At 62.1% G+C, this 15,834-nt stretch carries 15 protein-coding genes; 7 read left to right on the top strand and 8 right to left on the bottom strand.

Translation table 11 applies throughout. The annotated features are described in order from the left end of the window. Nucleotides 1-53: 53 nt before the first annotated feature. The 6 genes from EWV37_RS05000 (at nucleotide 54) to EWV37_RS04975 (ending at nucleotide 6,983) form a co-directional block, all read left to right on the top strand. On the top strand, nucleotides 54-554 hold the full coding sequence (locus EWV37_RS05000; protein ID WP_129700196.1) for an NUDIX hydrolase: 501 nt from the start codon (nucleotides 54-56) through the stop codon (nucleotides 552-554). A 64-nt stretch (nucleotides 555-618) separates the two neighbouring features. Then, nucleotides 619-2,271 carry a murein biosynthesis integral membrane protein MurJ gene (gene murJ, locus EWV37_RS04995; RefSeq protein WP_095797192.1) on the top strand — a complete coding sequence of 551 codons (1,653 nt, stop codon included), beginning with the start codon at nucleotides 619-621 and terminating at the stop codon, nucleotides 2,269-2,271. Nucleotides 2,272-2,337: 66 nt separating this feature from the next. Continuing rightward, entirely contained in the window at nucleotides 2,338-4,176 is a 1,839-nt protein-coding gene (locus EWV37_RS15475; RefSeq protein WP_165189250.1) for a hypothetical protein, read from the top strand. An 87-nt stretch (nucleotides 4,177-4,263) separates the two neighbouring features. Continuing rightward, a complete protein-coding gene (trxB, locus tag EWV37_RS04985; protein ID WP_129700194.1) occupies nucleotides 4,264-5,298 on the top strand; it encodes a thioredoxin-disulfide reductase in 1,035 nt (344 codons plus the stop codon). Nucleotides 5,299-5,388: 90 nt separating this feature from the next. Next, the gene (gene trxA / locus EWV37_RS04980) at nucleotides 5,389-5,724 is read left to right on the top strand and encodes a thioredoxin (protein WP_095797195.1); all 336 of its coding nucleotides are present in this window, start codon (nucleotides 5,389-5,391) and stop codon (nucleotides 5,722-5,724) included. 95 nt (nucleotides 5,725-5,819) lie between these two features. Beyond that, the gene (locus EWV37_RS04975; RefSeq protein WP_095797196.1) at nucleotides 5,820-6,983 is read left to right on the top strand and encodes an N-acetylmuramoyl-L-alanine amidase; all 1,164 of its coding nucleotides are present in this window, start codon (nucleotides 5,820-5,822) and stop codon (nucleotides 6,981-6,983) included. Nucleotides 6,984-7,087: 104 nt separating this feature from the next. Here EWV37_RS04975 and EWV37_RS15635 read toward each other — a convergent pair whose 3' ends face one another. The 8 genes from EWV37_RS15635 to rpmH all read right to left on the bottom strand — a co-directional run bounded on the left by EWV37_RS15635 (nucleotide 7,088) and on the right by rpmH (nucleotide 13,694). Further along, nucleotides 7,088-8,365, bottom strand: a complete 1,278-nt coding sequence (locus EWV37_RS15635) for a ParB/RepB/Spo0J family partition protein (RefSeq protein ID WP_420843749.1) — start codon at nucleotides 8,363-8,365, stop codon at nucleotides 7,088-7,090. A 922-nt stretch (nucleotides 8,366-9,287) separates the two neighbouring features. After that, entirely contained in the window at nucleotides 9,288-10,142 is an 855-nt protein-coding gene (locus EWV37_RS04965; protein WP_095797198.1) for a ParA family protein, read from the bottom strand. A 269-nt stretch (nucleotides 10,143-10,411) separates the two neighbouring features. Next, nucleotides 10,412-11,035, bottom strand: coding sequence for a 16S rRNA (guanine(527)-N(7))-methyltransferase RsmG (gene rsmG / locus EWV37_RS04960; protein ID WP_129700313.1), 624 nt, complete (start codon nucleotides 11,033-11,035; stop codon nucleotides 10,412-10,414). A gap of 106 nt (nucleotides 11,036-11,141) precedes the next feature. After that, nucleotides 11,142-11,684 (bottom strand): Jag family protein, encoded by a 543-nt coding sequence (locus EWV37_RS04955; protein WP_129700184.1) that lies wholly within the window; start codon nucleotides 11,682-11,684, stop codon nucleotides 11,142-11,144. A gap of 13 nt (nucleotides 11,685-11,697) precedes the next feature. Then, on the bottom strand, nucleotides 11,698-12,687 hold the full coding sequence (yidC, locus tag EWV37_RS04950; protein ID WP_129700177.1) for a membrane protein insertase YidC: 990 nt from the start codon (nucleotides 12,685-12,687) through the stop codon (nucleotides 11,698-11,700). Then, complete coding sequence (gene yidD / locus EWV37_RS04945) at nucleotides 12,684-13,121, bottom strand: membrane protein insertion efficiency factor YidD (RefSeq protein WP_095797202.1); 438 nt, start codon at nucleotides 13,119-13,121, stop codon at nucleotides 12,684-12,686. Before yidD ends, yidC begins: the two co-directional genes overlap by 4 nt. Nucleotides 13,122-13,192: 71 nt before the next feature. Further along, nucleotides 13,193-13,537 (bottom strand): ribonuclease P protein component, encoded by a 345-nt coding sequence (gene rnpA / locus EWV37_RS04940; protein ID WP_095797203.1) that lies wholly within the window; start codon nucleotides 13,535-13,537, stop codon nucleotides 13,193-13,195. Between the two features lie 19 nt (nucleotides 13,538-13,556). Then, on the bottom strand, nucleotides 13,557-13,694 hold the full coding sequence (gene rpmH / locus EWV37_RS04935) for a 50S ribosomal protein L34 (protein WP_095797204.1): 138 nt from the start codon (nucleotides 13,692-13,694) through the stop codon (nucleotides 13,557-13,559). Nucleotides 13,695-14,121: 427 nt separating this feature from the next. On the opposite strand from rpmH, the gene dnaA reads away from it, so the two are divergent. Continuing rightward, the gene (gene dnaA, locus EWV37_RS04930; RefSeq protein WP_129700175.1) at nucleotides 14,122-15,750 is read left to right on the top strand and encodes a chromosomal replication initiator protein DnaA; all 1,629 of its coding nucleotides are present in this window, start codon (nucleotides 14,122-14,124) and stop codon (nucleotides 15,748-15,750) included. Nucleotides 15,751-15,834 lie beyond the last annotated feature (84 nt).

Here is a 15,834-nt window from a genome sequence, read left to right as displayed (position 1 = left end):
CCAGCGAATCCCGGGTCAGGGAGTGCTCGGGGAATGTGGCTAAGGTAGTAGGCATGGCTTTTCCCGTCCCTAGCGCGCCCAAGAGGCGACCGAACCAACCGGTCTCCGCGCTGCCCACGGTGGAAGAAGTCTCGGCCGGCGGCATTGTGGTGAACCTCGAAGATCCCACGCATCCGGTGGCCATCATCGCTCGAATCAATCGCGGTGGTCGCCTGGAATGGTGCCTCCCCAAGGGTCACCCTGAAGGCAATGAGACCAACCAAGAAGCAGCTGTCCGCGAGATCGAGGAAGAAACCGGCATCATGGGCCGCGTACTCTCTCCGCTGGGCAGTATCGACTACTGGTTCACCGTCTCCGGGCACCGCGTTCACAAGACCGTGCACCATTTCTTATTGGAAGCCATCGGCGGCTTCCTGACCACGGAAAACGACCCGGATCACGAGGCCGTGGATGTCGCGTGGTCCGGCATCGACGATCTTGGCCGTAAGCTGTCCTTCCCCAACGAGCGGCGCATTGCTGACATCGCTCGGGAATACATCATTCATCAGTTGTAATCGCGCCCGCGGATCCGTTCCGCGGTGACTGCCGTTCCATTCCCCGTGCAGGAAGGCCTGTTTCATGCAGAGATCCGGTGCGCGTTCCAGCGCCATCATGGCGTCAGGAACCCTGATCTCCCGGGTTCTCGGTTTCGCCAAGGCGCTGCTGATCACGGTGGCCATCGGCTCCCTGACCACCATGGCGGACGTCTTCGAACTCGCCAACAACCTGCCCAACCTTATCTATGTGCTGATCGCCGGCGGTGTGTTCAACGCCGTGCTGGTTCCGCAGATCATCAAGGCCTCCAAGAACCCCGACGCCGGCGCGGACTACATCTCACGGCTCATCACCCTGGCCGTACTCGCACTGCTCGGGGTGACCGCCGTGGTGGTCGCGTGCGCGATCCCCATCATCCGCATCATGGGCCCGGGCTGGTCCGAAGGCCAGTTGACCATGGCCATCACGTTCGCCCTGATCACGTTCCCGCAGATCTTCTTCTACGGCCTCTACACCGTGGTGGGTCAGGTGCTCAACGCCAAGGGTGCCTTCGGTGCGTACATGTGGGCTCCCGTGCTCAACAACATTATTGCGATTGCAGGCCTGGTGGTGTTCATCTACCAGTTCGGTCCGTTCGCGCGCACGCCCCACACCCTGGAGAACTGGACCTCGGCCCAGACCTTCTGGCTCGTGGGCATGTCCACGGTGGGCGTGATCGCCCAGGCTCTCATCCTCTTCTGGCCGCTCAAGCGCCTGGGCCTGGGGCTGCGCCCCAAGTTCGGTTGGCGCGGCATCGGCCTCTCCACCGCCGCCAAGCTGGGCGGCTGGACGCTGGCCACCGGCGTCATCGCCAACCTCGCGTTCCTTGCCCTCACCCGGACCGCCGCGATCCCCACCGGTGCTCGTAACGTAGACCCCTCCGGCGGGGTGTCCGAGCAGATTGCCGGTGTCACCGCCCTCAACCAGGCCTCTCTCCTCTACTCGCTGCCCCACGGCGTGATCGGCTTGTCCATCGCCACGGTCCTGTTCAACCGGATGGCCGCCGCCGCGGACGCCAAGGACCGCGACAGCCTGGTCTCCTCGCTGTCCTCCAGCATGCGCATCACGAGCGTGGCCACGGTCTTCTGCATGGTCGCACTCATCGTGTACGCGGGCCCGCTGGGCATGATGTTCTCCGGTGGCATCGCCCCGGCCGGCGCCGTAATCGGCCAGGTCATCACGGTCATCGCGATCGGCGCACCGTTCATGTCCACCGCGTTCATGCTCGGCCGCGCCTTCTACGCACAAGAGGACGCCCGCACGCCGTTCATCGTGCAGGTCATCGTCTCAATCTTTACGGTCATCGCGGCCGTGGCCATTGCGCGCGCCCTGCCGCCCGAATACATGGTCTTCGCCGTGGCCGGTTGCTACGCCGCCCAGAACATCCTGGCCACACTCCTCTATCACTTCGCGCTCAAGCGCCGCATCGGGGATTACGACGTCGCTCGCATCCTGGGTGCCCACGCGCGGATCCTGGCGGCCTCGCTGGTAGCCGGCCTGGGCGGCGTCGTCGCCCTGTGGCTCATGGGCGGCTACGACACGGGCGGATTCCCGTGGCAGAACCAGGTCACCGCGTTCCTCTCCGTCATGGTGGGCGGTGTGGCTATGGGCCTGGTGTATCTGCTGGCCATGAAGGTGTTCCGGGTCGAGGAGTTCGGATCGTTGATCGGCCCGTTGAAGGCTCGCCTGGGCCGGTAGACTGCGCAACAGTTTGTCGTCGTGCCCGCCAACCGTGCCGGGCGCCGTAACTCGAGGGAGTTCGCTGTGTCCCAGCCCATTGCGCTCGGAACTGTTCTGGGAGGCCGCTACCAGGTCACCGCGTCGCTGCTGACCAGCGCCGATGATGATCACGTCCTGCAGGGTGAGGACCAGATCCTGCGGCGCCGGGTGTCCATCCTGGTGCCCGGTGACCACCACGAACAGCTCATGGTGGCCAATGCGCGCTCCCTTGCCTCGGGCTCGGGCAGTGACCGCTTCCAGATCCTCGATCTCGGACAGACCCACGACACCACCTATGTGGTGACCTCCTACGCGCCCGCCGCTGATCTACTGGACACCCTGCTCGTGGCGGAGAACGAGCTCGAGGACGAATCCCTGTCGGACGACATCTTCGGCGATTCCCGCACCGCGCCGGCTTCCCCCTACGTTTACGAGGAACCGGACCCCACGCAGCCGCACCAGGCCGTGCCCGCCGCAGGAACCGGTGCGAACGCATCCAACGATGCCACTGGGCCGCGCGACGACGCCCAGGCCGCGCGGAAGCCCGCCGTGACCAAGTGGAGCGACGACGAGTACGAGGCCTACGAGAACGCTCCCGCCGCGCCCTCGGTGCGCAACAAGCTGGGCCGGGCACGCAAGGTGGACCCCGAGTCCACCCGTTCCACTCTCTTCGATCGCGCCGCAGCCGGAGGAAGCGGTGCCGCTGTGGGTGCCTCCGCAGCCGCCGCAGGCAAGATCGACCCCACCTATGACGGCGACAACCGCTACGAAAGCTTCGAAGCCAACGAGGGGAAACCCGAACGACTCACCGGCTACCCGGTGATCGAGGACGAGACCCCCGGTCAGAGCCACTCCGGTGCCGCGACCCCCGCGGGGGTCGCCGCAACGGACGAAGCCATCGAGCGCGGGGAAGAGCCCGTCGATGAGTACTCCGACGACCACAAGGGCCACCGCGATGACCACCGTAAGGACGGATCCGCTCGCTCGGGCGGTGGCTCGGCCGCGGCCGGTGCGGGTGCCGTGGGCGCGGCAGGTGCTGCGGGAGCGGTTGGTGCGGCCGGAGCCACGAATGCCTCTGGAACCGGTACCTCTTCTCGGGGCGACGCCACAGGCGCCGGACACGCAACCTCCGACTCCGCTGACGCCGACTACCCGGAGGCCGCGGCCGGAGCCGCTGGTGGTTCAGGTGCCGGTCACGGTGCCGAGGCCACCGCCGACCCCGAGTCGCCCGGCAAGAAGCGCAACGGCCCCCTGCGGGCCCTGTTGTTGCTCCTGCTGATCCTGGTCCTGTTGGCCGCGGTGGTCTTCGGCTTCCGGGCGCTGGGGTCGTTGACGGGACAGTTCGGCGGCGATGACTCGGACCCGGCTCCGCAGGGCGAGCAAACGACGTCGGCGCCCCAGGAAAGCGAACCGGCCGATGATCAAGTAGAACCCCAGGCCCAGGACGTCACGCGCGTGACCTCGGATCCCAACTTCATGGCAGACACGGACGCGACCCTGAGTCAAGCCATCGACGACAATCCGTCCACCTACTGGCTCAGCTACGGCTTCTCCAACGCCGCCTTCGGCAACCTGATCGACTACGTGGGCCTGGCCGTGGAACTCGAGGAACCCGCGCCGCTGTCCGAGATCACGATCGACCAGTCCAGCGGAACGGGTGGCAACTTCACCGTGTACGTCTCGGACACTCCCTCCATGGACGGCGCGCAGCAGGTGGGCACCGGTTCGTTCACGGGCCCGCAGATCACCGTGCCCCTCGACCAGGCCGCGCAGGACGGCGAGCATCAGTATGTTCTGGTCGTGTGGGATCAGTTGCCGCAGCTCACCAATCCCATTGGTGGCTATCAGTACGGCCTGCGCATCGGCGAAGTAACGGTGCAGTAAGCACCCGGAATATTCACACCGTACCGGCACGTTCTTCCAGTAGTTTCCAGCCGCGCACGCGGCAATCCTCAGAAAGGTCTACTACACGTGAGCAATGATCTCGGCCCCTCCTTCGCGAACGCCGTGAACTTGAACCTGACGCCGGCCGCGGCGCAGGAGACCACCCCGGGCACCTCCGACACCTCCGACGACGCCGTTCACGACGTGGTCATCGTCGGTTCCGGTCCCGCCGGCTACACCGCCGCTATTTATGCGGCTCGCGCGGACCTCAAGCCCATCGTGATCGCGGGCTCCGTGACCGCCGGTGGCGAGCTCATGAACACGACCGACGTGGAGAACTACCCCGGTTTCATCGAGGGCATCATGGGCCCGGACCTCATGACCAACATGCAGCAGCAGGCCGAACGCTTCGGGGCGGACATTCGCTTCGAGGACGTCACCTCCGTGGAACTCGACGGTGAGATCAAGACCGTTACCGTGGAGGACGGTACCGTGCTGCGCACCCGCACCGTGATCATGTCTACGGGTTCCGCTTACCGCAAGCTGGGCTTGCCCAACGAGGAACGGCTGTCCGGCCACGGCGTCTCGTGGTGCGCCACGTGCGACGGCTTCTTCTTCAAGGAACAGAACATTGCCGTGGTGGGTGGCGGTGACTCCGCGATCGAGGAGGCCACCTTCCTGACCAAGTTCGCGTCCAAGGTCACCCTGATCCACCGCCGTGACTCGTTCCGCGCCTCGGAGATCATGCAGCAGCGCGCGTTCGACGATCCAAAGATCGAGATCCTGTGGAACAAGGCCGTCAAAGACATTCACGGAGACACCAAGGTGGAGTCCCTGACCCTGGAGGACACCGTGACCGGTGAAACTTCAGAGCTGGACATCACCGGCTTGTTCGTGGCCATCGGCTCCGACCCCCGCGTGGATCTGGTCAAGGATCAGTTGGATCTGACCGTTGACGGCACTATTGCCGTGGACGGCCGCTCCTCGACCACGTCCCTCCCCGGTGTCTTCGCTGCCGGTGATGTGGTGGATGCCACCTACCGCCAGGCAATCACCGCCGCGGGCTCGGGATGTGTTGCCGCGATCGACGTGGAGCACTACTTGGCCGCCCTGGACAGCTGATCACAGGGGACTTTGTCATAATCGATCTCAACCATTGGTGAACCGGCCGTTGAGGCCGGTCAACCACCCGTTTGAAAGGAACTACTCGACATGAGTGCAGCCAAGGATGTCACCGACGCCAACTTCCAGGCCGAGGTGCTGGAGAACTCCAAGCCCACCATCGTGGACTTCTGGGCCGAATGGTGCGGACCCTGCCGTCAGCTGGGACCCGTGCTGGACGCCATTGCCGCTGAATACGCGGACAACGTGGACGTCGTGAAGGTGAACGTGGACGACAACCCCGCCATCGCCTCCAAGTACGGCATCACTTCCATTCCTGCCGTCTACTTGTTCGCCAATGGTGAGCTGGCCAAGACCTCCATCGGCGCCAAGCCCAAGTCGGCGCTGGAGAAAGAATTCGCGGACTACCTGACCCCGTCGGCCTGAGCGCGCAGCACACCGCTCACGCACGTCACATTTCACAACCGTCAGGGGGAAGACCAGTGACACCCGAGCCAAACACGCCCAACCTTCGCTTGGGAATGACCGATAGGCGTGTGGTGGGGCTTCGTGATCGCCTGATCCGCGCCTGCGAAGGTGCCGCTGGTCTGTCCCCGGACACCGTGACCGATCCGTCCCACTTCGACGAAGCGCTCGACGGCGCTCTGCGGACCTTTCAACAGAACAAGGGTCTGATCGTGGATGGCGTGCTCGGTCCGGAGACCGAAACGGCATTGACGCAGGCTCAGTACACCCTGGGTGACCGACCGTTGTACTTCGACGCCGAGCATCCCCTACGCGGGGAGGACGTAGAGCGGATCCAAGCCAACCTCTCCCGGTTGGGTTTCTACTACGGTCACCTGAATGGTGTGTTCTGCCGCAAGACCCACTACGCAGTAGTGGAATTGCAGGAGAACTTGGGTCTGGAACCGAATGGTGTGGTGGATCTCGACACCATTGCCGCGTTGGCAAGGATCAACAAGAACATCACCTCGTCCAAGGCCTACTCCCTCCGCGACTACGCGCGGCTGGAACAGGCCACGAATGCCCTCAAGCAGCGAGTGATCATTCTGCTTCCGTGGGCTTCATCCGGGCAAGCTGTGTCACCATCCGCACCGGAGCAGTTCACCGGTGATCAGGAGCGCATCACCACCGACGTGGCTCTGCGCACCTACGAGCTACTGAACAACGTGGGTGCCTCACCCATCGTGGTCGGAACCGAGAATTACACGACCAAGGCCGGCGAACCTGTACGCACGGCAGAGACCAAGGCGATTGCTACCGATGGTCACTCGGACGCCCTGGTGCTCACCCTGCATTGCGACTGGAATACCTCTGGCTCTGCCAACGGTGTGGCCACGTACTACTGGGGTAACCAGGACGGTACAGAGACATATTCACCCATTGGTGAGATGGCGGCACGCTATATCCTGAAAGAGCTCGTCTCACGCACGGGTGCCCAAGATCTTGGTTGTCACGCTCGCCAGTGGGAGCTCTTGCGATACTCCGACGCACCCACCGTGTGGGTGGACCTGGGGTACCTGTCGAGTTCCAGCGACAGTGGCCAGCTTGAGGATCCGGAACACCGGGAGCGGCTGGCAGAGTCGATTCTCTGCGCTCTGCAGCGCATGTTCGTTCAGTCCAATGACACCGTGGCCACCGGAACCATGAGCTTGTCCGATATTGAGGCGTACTACAACAAATAGGACTCGCTCGCGTGGGTATGAATGTGGCCCCGATGTTTTACGTGAAACATCGGGGCCACATTTCTGTTCGTCAGGTTGGTACTGGGCGTCGGCTCGCCCCGAGATTAGCCGCGATCGTCCATCTTGGGATCCAGGACGTCGATGATTCTGTTGAGGTCCTCGACCGTCGCGAACTCAATGGTCATCTTGCCCTTACGAGCTCCTAGCTGAATCTTCACGGACGTGTCCAGTCGATCGGAGAACGCGTCGGCGATGTAGTTCAAACGATCGTCGTGGCGGTGAGAAGCAGTCTTCCGTTTGGTCGCGTGCCGCTTGAGCCCATCGGACAGGGCAACGGTCTCTTCGGTAGCGCGCACCGACATTCCCTCCGCAACAATGCGCTGAGCCAGACGTTCCATTTCGGCAGGATCCGTCAGACCGAGCAGCGCACGGGCATGTCCGGAGCTCAGGACACCCGCGGCGACACGGCGCTGCACCAAAGGTGGGAGACGGAGTAAGCGCAGGGTGTTGGAAATCTGAGGCCGTGAACGACCAATACGCTGTGAGAGCTCATCCTGCGTTGCACCGAACTCCTCCAGAAGCTGCTGATAAGCAGCCGCTTCTTCCAAGGGATTCAGCTGAGACCGGTGCAAGTTCTCCAGGAGGGCATCGCGGAGCAGGTCGTCGTCGGATGTCTCACGAATAATCGCGGGAATAGCATCCATGCCAGCCTTCTGTACGGCTCGCCAACGACGTTCACCCATTACGAGTTCGTATTTGGCTCCCTCGCCTTCACGACTGGGACGCACGACAACGGGTTGCAGAACACCCAGTTCCTTGACCGAGAACGCTAGTTCAGCCAGCTCATCCTCGTCAAAAACCTGTCGTGGCTGCTTTCGGTTGGGGTGAATGTCCGCAACGGCAATCTCGGCAAACTGGGCTCCGGGAACCATTGCGAGATCTTGTATATTCTCATCGCTGTTCTGGGTCGGTGATGTTTCACGTGAAACATCCACGGCGCCCGCGTCTGCAACTCCGGACTGTTCCCCAGCGGAACTCGTTTCCGACTCCTTTATCCCGTTCTCGGTCTTGGGGCCGTTCGTTCTCGTAGTCGGGCGACCCGCTGCAGTGGCCTCTTCCTCAGTACTCGTCGACCTCACCTTGTCGTTCGCGCCCTTAGAGGTGGGGCTACTCTTCCTATGGCCGTCTGCCTTGCTCGTGGGAGTGTCGACATCCCCCTCAGGCGTGGCCAATGTTTCACGTGAAACATTGCTCGCCTCGGCAAGCCGACCCTCGCCCGATTCGTCGGTTTGTTCGGGTGTTTCGGATGAAACAGAGGAACTCTCATGCTCCGTTCCGTCCGCTTGGACGGATTCAGTAGTCTCCGATGGCAAGAAGAACATGTCGACTGGCCGTCTCACGGTAGTGGTACTTCGCAGCGCTTGCCCCATATCGCGGCGACCTCTTGCCGATGATTTTCCGCTCTTGGGCTGAACCTGATTCTCGGCAGCTGGAGTCTTGGGCTGACTTGCGTCCCTTTTTTGCTGGGTCGCGGATGTTTCACGTGAAACATCCGCGATCGGACCCTCGGCCGATGTCTTCCCGCTGGCCCTTGCAGTGCGAGGCGACCGCTTAGTCGTTGCTGTCGTCTTCGTTGTGGAGGCCGACTGGTTCTCTGTCTTCTTCTTCCCGTCGGTCGTAACGGACTTCCGTTTCGCTGTCTCCTTACCCGACTCTGTGTCTTTAGGTGCGCTCGACGAGTCCTTGGTAGATGCGTTTCCCGAAGCAGACGTCTTCTGGGGAGCTGGCGTTTTCTTTGTGTCCGGTTGTCCTGCCCGCGCAGGGCTCTTCTTTTCCGAGGGGTCCGGTGAACTCGTTACGGCATCCTTCTTTTCAGCCGTTTCAGACTGCGTCACCGGGCCACTAGGAATGAGGGCACCAAGACCACGGCCGAGGCCGCGACGTTTCTCGCTCACAGGGATCCTTTCGTCGTTTATCCGACGTTCATCTTATCCGTGATTTTTGGTTTCGATTCGGTCCTAGTACACCGCGATACCGTGTTGCGGCCTCCAGAATCCTTGAAGTCGTGTTGATTCCGCTCAAGGGTTACTGGGCCATCTTGTTCTCTTCAAACTTTCACGGGCTGTGTTTACCGCATGGGTCTGTAAATGTTTCACGTGAAACATGCGCAGCGGGTTCATGTGCTCGACCCCCCTCTCAACACGCAAAAGCGGGCCGCGACCCTATCGGTCGCGACCCGCTTCCACGTGTCTGGAGTATGTTTCACGTGAAACGTTGAGCAATGTTTCACGTGAAACATAAGTGCTACCCCTTGGGGGACCGTGCCCCCAGTTCCACTGCTGCCTCAAGATAAGACAGCGCACCCGTGGAGCTGGGGTCATAGGTGATGACACTTTGCTGATAACTCGGCGCCTCGGAAATACGAACCGAGCGCGGGATCATCGTGTTCATCACCTGATCGGGGAAATGCTGCCGAACCTCGTCCGCAACCTGCGACGCGAGGTTGGTACGACCGTCGTACATGGTCAGCAGAATGGAAGACACCGACAGCTCCGGGTTCAGGTGCTTCTGAATCATGTTGATGTTGTTCAGCAGCTGGCTCAGACCCTCCAGAGCGTAGTATTCGCACTGGATCGGGATCAGAACCTCAGTAGCGGCAACGAAGGCATTGATGGTCAACAAACCTAGGCTCGGCGGGCAGTCAATGAACACGTAGTCGAGCCGAGGTTCGCCACGTTCCTCGCGTGCTTTGGCGTACTCCTTGAGTGCACGCTGCAGACGCTGCTCACGGGCCACCACGGAGACCAGTTCAATCTCCGCACCAGCCAGGTCGATGGTGGCGGGCAGTACCCACAGATTGTCCATCTCCGGAGATTCCTGTACGACATCAGCAATCGGAGTCTCATCGATCAAGACGTCGTACACGCTGTCCACATCCGTACCGTGGGGAATCCCCAAGGCAGTGGAGGCGTTGCCCTGGGGATCGTTGTCGACTACCAGGACGTTCTGCCCTTGCTGCGCGAGCGCGACAGCCAGGTTCACCGAGGTGCTGGTCTTACCCACGCCACCCTTCTGGTTACTGATGGTGATGTAGCGGGTTTCAGCAGGGGGGTCGATCTTGGACTGCTTGAGCTTTGCCCGACGTTTGTTCTCTTCCACGAGCTTCCTCCCGAGAGCGGTATCCGCTACTGCTTCTTGCGCTGCCGTACCGTGCTGGGTGTCCGTTTCACGTGAAACATGACGACCTCGGTCGGGAACAACCTTTTCTGATTGTGCTACGGGATCCGGTGGAAGACCGAAGTCATGACCGCGCGCTCGGTTGTCCCGAGTATCGGCGTTCTGCTCCACTCGTACCACTTGTCCTCTCCGACGGTTACAGACTGTTCTGGGGTTAGCTTACCCAGCGAGATCGTTCACACTGACCCGGATCACAATTCGATGCGGACCACCGTGGTGGGTTCCCTCAGCAGATCATCTCCCACGGTGAGCACCTCGGCTGACCGAACACCGAAACGATTGAACTTCTTCTTGGCCTTATCGACCTCGTCCTGTGCAGAGCGCCCCTTGAGTGCCAGGAGCTGACCCCTACCTTTGAGCAAGGGGAGGGTGATGTCGATCAGGCCGATGAGGGCGGACACCGCGCGTGCGGTCACCACATCAACGTTCTTCAATTCCTTCTTCGCCTGCTCTGCTCGAGCCCGCAGCACCGTGACGTTGGTCAGCTCCAGGTCTTCAATGACTTCGTTGAGCCACTGCACACGGCGTTCCAGCGGCTCGATCAAGGTCATGGAGATGTCCGGACGGGCGAGCGCCAAGCACAAACCCGGCAGTCCGGCACCGGACCCCACGTCCACGACCCGTGCCTTCTCGGGGATCAGTTCCTGCACGACCGCGCAGTTGAGCACGTGACGTTCCCAGAGCCGGGGGGCTTCACGCGGGCCGATCAGGCCGCGAACAATCCCGGAGGACGCCAAGTGCTCCGTGTATCGCTTGGCCAGATCGAGCCTGTCCCCGAACAACTGCTGAGCAGCCTCCAGCTCGGCACCCTCCAACGGGGGTGCCGGCTGTGGATCGGGAGCGGGCCTGGACTCAGCGGGAGCCTGTGAAGGCCCGGGAGCGGCGTCGTTCGCCTTGGACGAGCGTGACTGTGCCACAGACCTAGCCCGCTGCCGAGATGACGATGTGGCGACCGGCGCCCTCGCCCTCGGACTCGGATATCAGGCCGGCCTCGGCCACGGCGTCGTGAATAATTTTGCGCTCGTAAGCGGACAGGGGATCCAGGTGCACGCTGTCACCGGTGGACTGAACCTGGGTCACGGCCTGCTCCGCCATCTCGCGTAGCGCCCCGGCACGTTCCTCGCGGTAACCGGCAACGTCCAGAACCAAGCGGCTGCGACGCTCCGTGGCGGACAGTACCGCCAGCCGCACCAGCTCCTGCAGGGAATCCAGAACCTCGCCCTTGGGCCCCACGAGGGCCTCGAGTTCGGCGTCCTGATCGTCCTCGGTCACCACGGACACGTACGTGCGGCCGTCGCGGACCTCGATGTCTATGTCACCGTCGATGTCAGCGGTATCGAGCAGCTCCTCGATGTAGTCGGCCGCGATCTCGCCTTCTTCCTCAAGGGGGCTGAGCTGGGCTTCCAAGACGTCGCCGGACTGTTCCTCGTCCACAGTGTCCTGGTTGTTATCGTTCTCGTTCATTCGACGCTCTCCCTCAGGACCCTTGCTTCTTGCGGATCTGCCGCTGCTTCTGACGCTTCTTGGACACGGGCTGCTTGCGCTGGCCCGCGGCCGCGCGCTGACGCTGCTCTTCCAGCTTCTCCTCGTGCTCTTCCTTGGTCACGCCCACCGGGGGCAGACCTTTGGCGGCACGACGTTCGTTGAGCTCACGCTCGGCCTGGGAACCCGGGGTGGGGTTGTTGCGGATAACCCACCACTGCTGGCCCATGGACCACAGGTTGGACACAGTCCAGTAGATGAGCACACCCAGCGGGAAGTTGATGCCACCGATCGCGAAGACCAAGGGGAACAGGTAGAGCATCATCTGCTGCTGGCGGTACATGGGCGACTGCTTGGCAGCATCGCTCATGTTGCGCACGGTCAGCTGCTTCTGCGTGATGAACTGCGTGGCGGACATCGCCACGATCATCACGATCGCCAGCACCACGGTCGCGGTGTGGTTGCCGGCACCGGGCTGCATCAGGGTGGAGAACAGGGGAGCGCCAAAAATGGTGGACGCGTTGAACTGCTCGACCAGCTGCGGGGTCAGAACGTGGATCGACTCGCCCTTACCGGCGGCCTCGGGGACAGAGCGCAGCACCTGGAACAAGGCGAAGAAGATGGGCATCTGCACCAGGATGGGCAGGCACGCCGAGAACGGGTTGGACCCGTGGTTCTTGTACAGGGCCATCTGCTCTTCGGCCATGGCCTGGCGTGAGAGCTGGTCCTTCTTGCCCTTGTACTTGGCCTGCAGCTTGGCCATTTCCGGCTGCAGTTCCTGCATGCCTCGCATGGACTTGATCTGCTTCAAGAACAAGGGAATGGTGAGCGTACGCATCACCAAGGTCAGACCCACGATCGACAACACCCAGGTGATACCCGAAGTCGGGTCCATGCCAATGGCGGTGAGCAGTTCGTGGAAGACCCACAGCACCGCCGAAACGGCCCAGCTGAAGGGGAAGAGGATGATGTCGAAGAAATTCATCGAACGTTGGCTCCTTGGGTCACGCCGTGGTGGTGACCTGGGCGGTCGCACGTGGTCTCACGTGCGAGGTTCGGGTGGTTGAGCAGCATGATTTTCGGCGTTTCGGACAGCGAGTGGAACTCTCGCCCACCGTCCGGAACTCGGTCGATTCCGCCCGCCGCCCAAGGATGACAGCGCAACAGGCGCTTGACGCTCAACCCCAGTCCGCGAGCCACACCGTGAACGGTGAAAGCTTCGAGTGCGTAGGCCGAGCATGACGGGAAGTAACGGCACACATCCCCGTAGAGCGGGGACACAATGGATCGATACAGTTTGAGCAGTGCAATGCACAGGTTCTGCGGGGCGTACTTGATGGCACCAAGTGCACTGTGCGCCCTGCGGTACTCGTGAGGCGCTCGGTTCAGGAGAGCGTCGGCTTCCACCCGGTCTTCCACGTGTGCGCCTCCTCCAATACCTTGCACATCGAACGGTACGGCATTGCCCTGGGCAATGCCGAAGTCTGTTGCTATCCGGCCTTCCGGACCGCGCTCGAATACGCGCCCCGGTAGTCGTCGCCAAGTTCGCTCCAGGCCGCACCCGCCGAGGCGGGTAGGGCCCGCACGACCACATCGTGGCCGGTGGGACGCGATCGGACCGTGTCAGCGGCAAGCTCTCGCAACCGGCGTTTGACCTTGTTGCGAACCACCGCGTTACCCACGGCCTTGGAGACCACGAATCCCACGCGGGTCGGCTGGTCCTGCTCACTCACGCGTACGGATACGACGACGTTCCGGCGTCCACTACGGGCGCCGGAACGTACGGTTGCAGAAAACTGCGCCGAGGTGCGCATCCGATGCTGGACTGGCAGCACGGTGCGAAGCCTCTACAACTTAGGCCGACAGAGAAGCGCGACCCTTGCCACGGCGGGCATTCAGGATGGCGCGGCCTGCGCGGGTGCGCATACGAGCGCGGAAGCCGTGCTTACGGGCACGACGGCGGTTATTCGGCTGGAAAGTCCGCTTGGTCATTAGTCACTCCACAAGGTTGGGACAACGGTGCTTGAACCGTGCGGTTGCACGGGATGGGCACGCGGTAGGTATTTGGGTGCGTAGGCACGGCAGAAAGGCCCGAGCATAAACGCACAAGACTGATTTACAGTAGTCAATCGCCCGCCCCCGGTCAAATCAGGGGTTCGTCACGATCTTCTCCACAGGTGTGAATTCACAAGCTGTGGATCGTGTGGACAAGCGCCCCGGGAGACGCCCGTGAACGAGGTTATCCCCAGGCGCGAACTACAAGGTTGTAGTTCTCCACAATGGCTGAATGGGGCTATGAAGTGCCGTGATGCATGTTCTAGGCTGTCCGTTACGGGTTCCCCCACTCTGGTTTATCCACTGCTGTGTATAACTCTGTGGAAAACTAGCCTCGACCCGCCGCTACCGTCAGGAGAATTTCATGCACCAGGACAATCAGCCCCTGCTCCAACAGTGGGCCGAATGCGTCCGGTACATGAAGGAACATCCCAGCGTGACGGGCCGGTCCCGGGGCTTCATCTCGTTGTCCGAGCCCCAGGGCCTCATGGGTACCACCCTTCTGGTGGCCGTCCCCAACGAGCGCACCCGCGAGTACTTCCAGCACCGCAGCATGGCGGCCGTTCTGGACGAGGCCGTGGGCCGGGTTTTCGGCCCCGAGACTTTGGTCGCCTTTGTCGTGGACACCGAACTCGGACTGACCCCGCCGGAGAACGAGGCTCCCGCGCCGGCTGTTGATTCACAAGTTCCCTCGATCGAGGAGCTCGAGGCCGAACGTAACCGCAGCACCCCCACCGCACCTCCCACCCCCGGCGTGGATGTGCCGCGTACCGATCACCCGAGTCCGATGCCGAGCGGGCTGACCGACACCATGGCCGCGGAATCGACCACGCGTCATTACGACGATCTGCCCCCGCGTCGAGATCCGCAGGCGGCGCCTCCCGCGCGGCCGCGTGAACCGCTGAGCACCACTAATGGAACGGACACCAGCCCCTCGGATGCCGAATGGGATAGTTCCGCGCGGTTGAACCCCAAGTACGTATTCGACTCGTTCGTGATCGGCCAGTCCAACCGTTTCGCCCACGCCGCGGCCTTTGCCGTGGCAGAAACGCCGGCCAAGGCATATAACCCGCTGTTCATATACGGGGATTCGGGGCTGGGTAAGACCCACTTGCTGCACGCCATCGGGCACTACGCCAAGCGGCTCTACCCCAAGTTGCGCGTGCGCTACGTGAACTCCGAAGAGTTCACCAACGACTTCATCAATTCGATTCGTGATGACGAGGGTTCCTCGTTCAAGGGCATCTACCGCAACGTGGACATGCTGCTGATCGACGACATCCAGTTCCTTGCCGGCAAGGAACATACGCAGGAAGAGTTCTTCCACACGTTCAACGCTCTGCACAATCACGAGAAGCAGATCGTGATCACCTCCGACATGCCGCCCAAACAGCTCACCGGTTTTGCCGAGCGTATGCGGTCCCGGTTCGAGTGGGGTCTGATCACCGATGTGCAGCCGCCCGAGTTGGAGACGCGTATCGCGATCCTCCGCAAGAAGGCCATTAGTGAGGGTATGGACGCCCCCGATGACGTGATGGAGTACATCGCCTCGCACATCTCCACCAACATTCGCGAGCTCGAGGGCGCGCTGATCCGCGTCACCGCCTTCGCATCGCTGAACAAGCAAGCGGTGGACCTGCCGTTGGCCGAGCTGGTTCTGAAGGATCTGATCACCGAGGACGGCGGGCAGGAAATCACGGCCGCTTCGATCCTGGGTCAGACCGCTGCCTTCTTCAACATCACCCTGGACGAGCTCAAGTCCAAGTCCCGCACCCGCACGCTCGTGACCGCGCGACAGATCGCGATGTACCTACTGCGCGAACTCACGGACATGTCCCTGCCCAAGATCGGCCAGGAACTGGGCGGGCGCGATCACACCACGGTGATGCACGCGGACCGCAAGATTCGCACCCTGATGGCCGAGCGTCGTCAGATTTTCGACCAGGTCACCGAGTTGACCAACCGCATCAAGCAGCAGTCCCGCGAGGGCTGAGTTCGCATTTCGACAATTCTTCAGGGTCCCGGCCAGTTGGCCGGGACCTTCTTTTTGTGATTTGTCCACAGCTTCGCACCGCTC

It is taken from the genome of Kocuria carniphila, assembly GCF_004136555.1.
Classification (GTDB): domain Bacteria; phylum Actinomycetota; class Actinomycetes; order Actinomycetales; family Micrococcaceae; genus Kocuria; species Kocuria carniphila.
The sequence above is the reverse complement of the archived record's forward strand: the minus strand, read 5'-3'. Positions and strand labels throughout refer to the sequence as shown.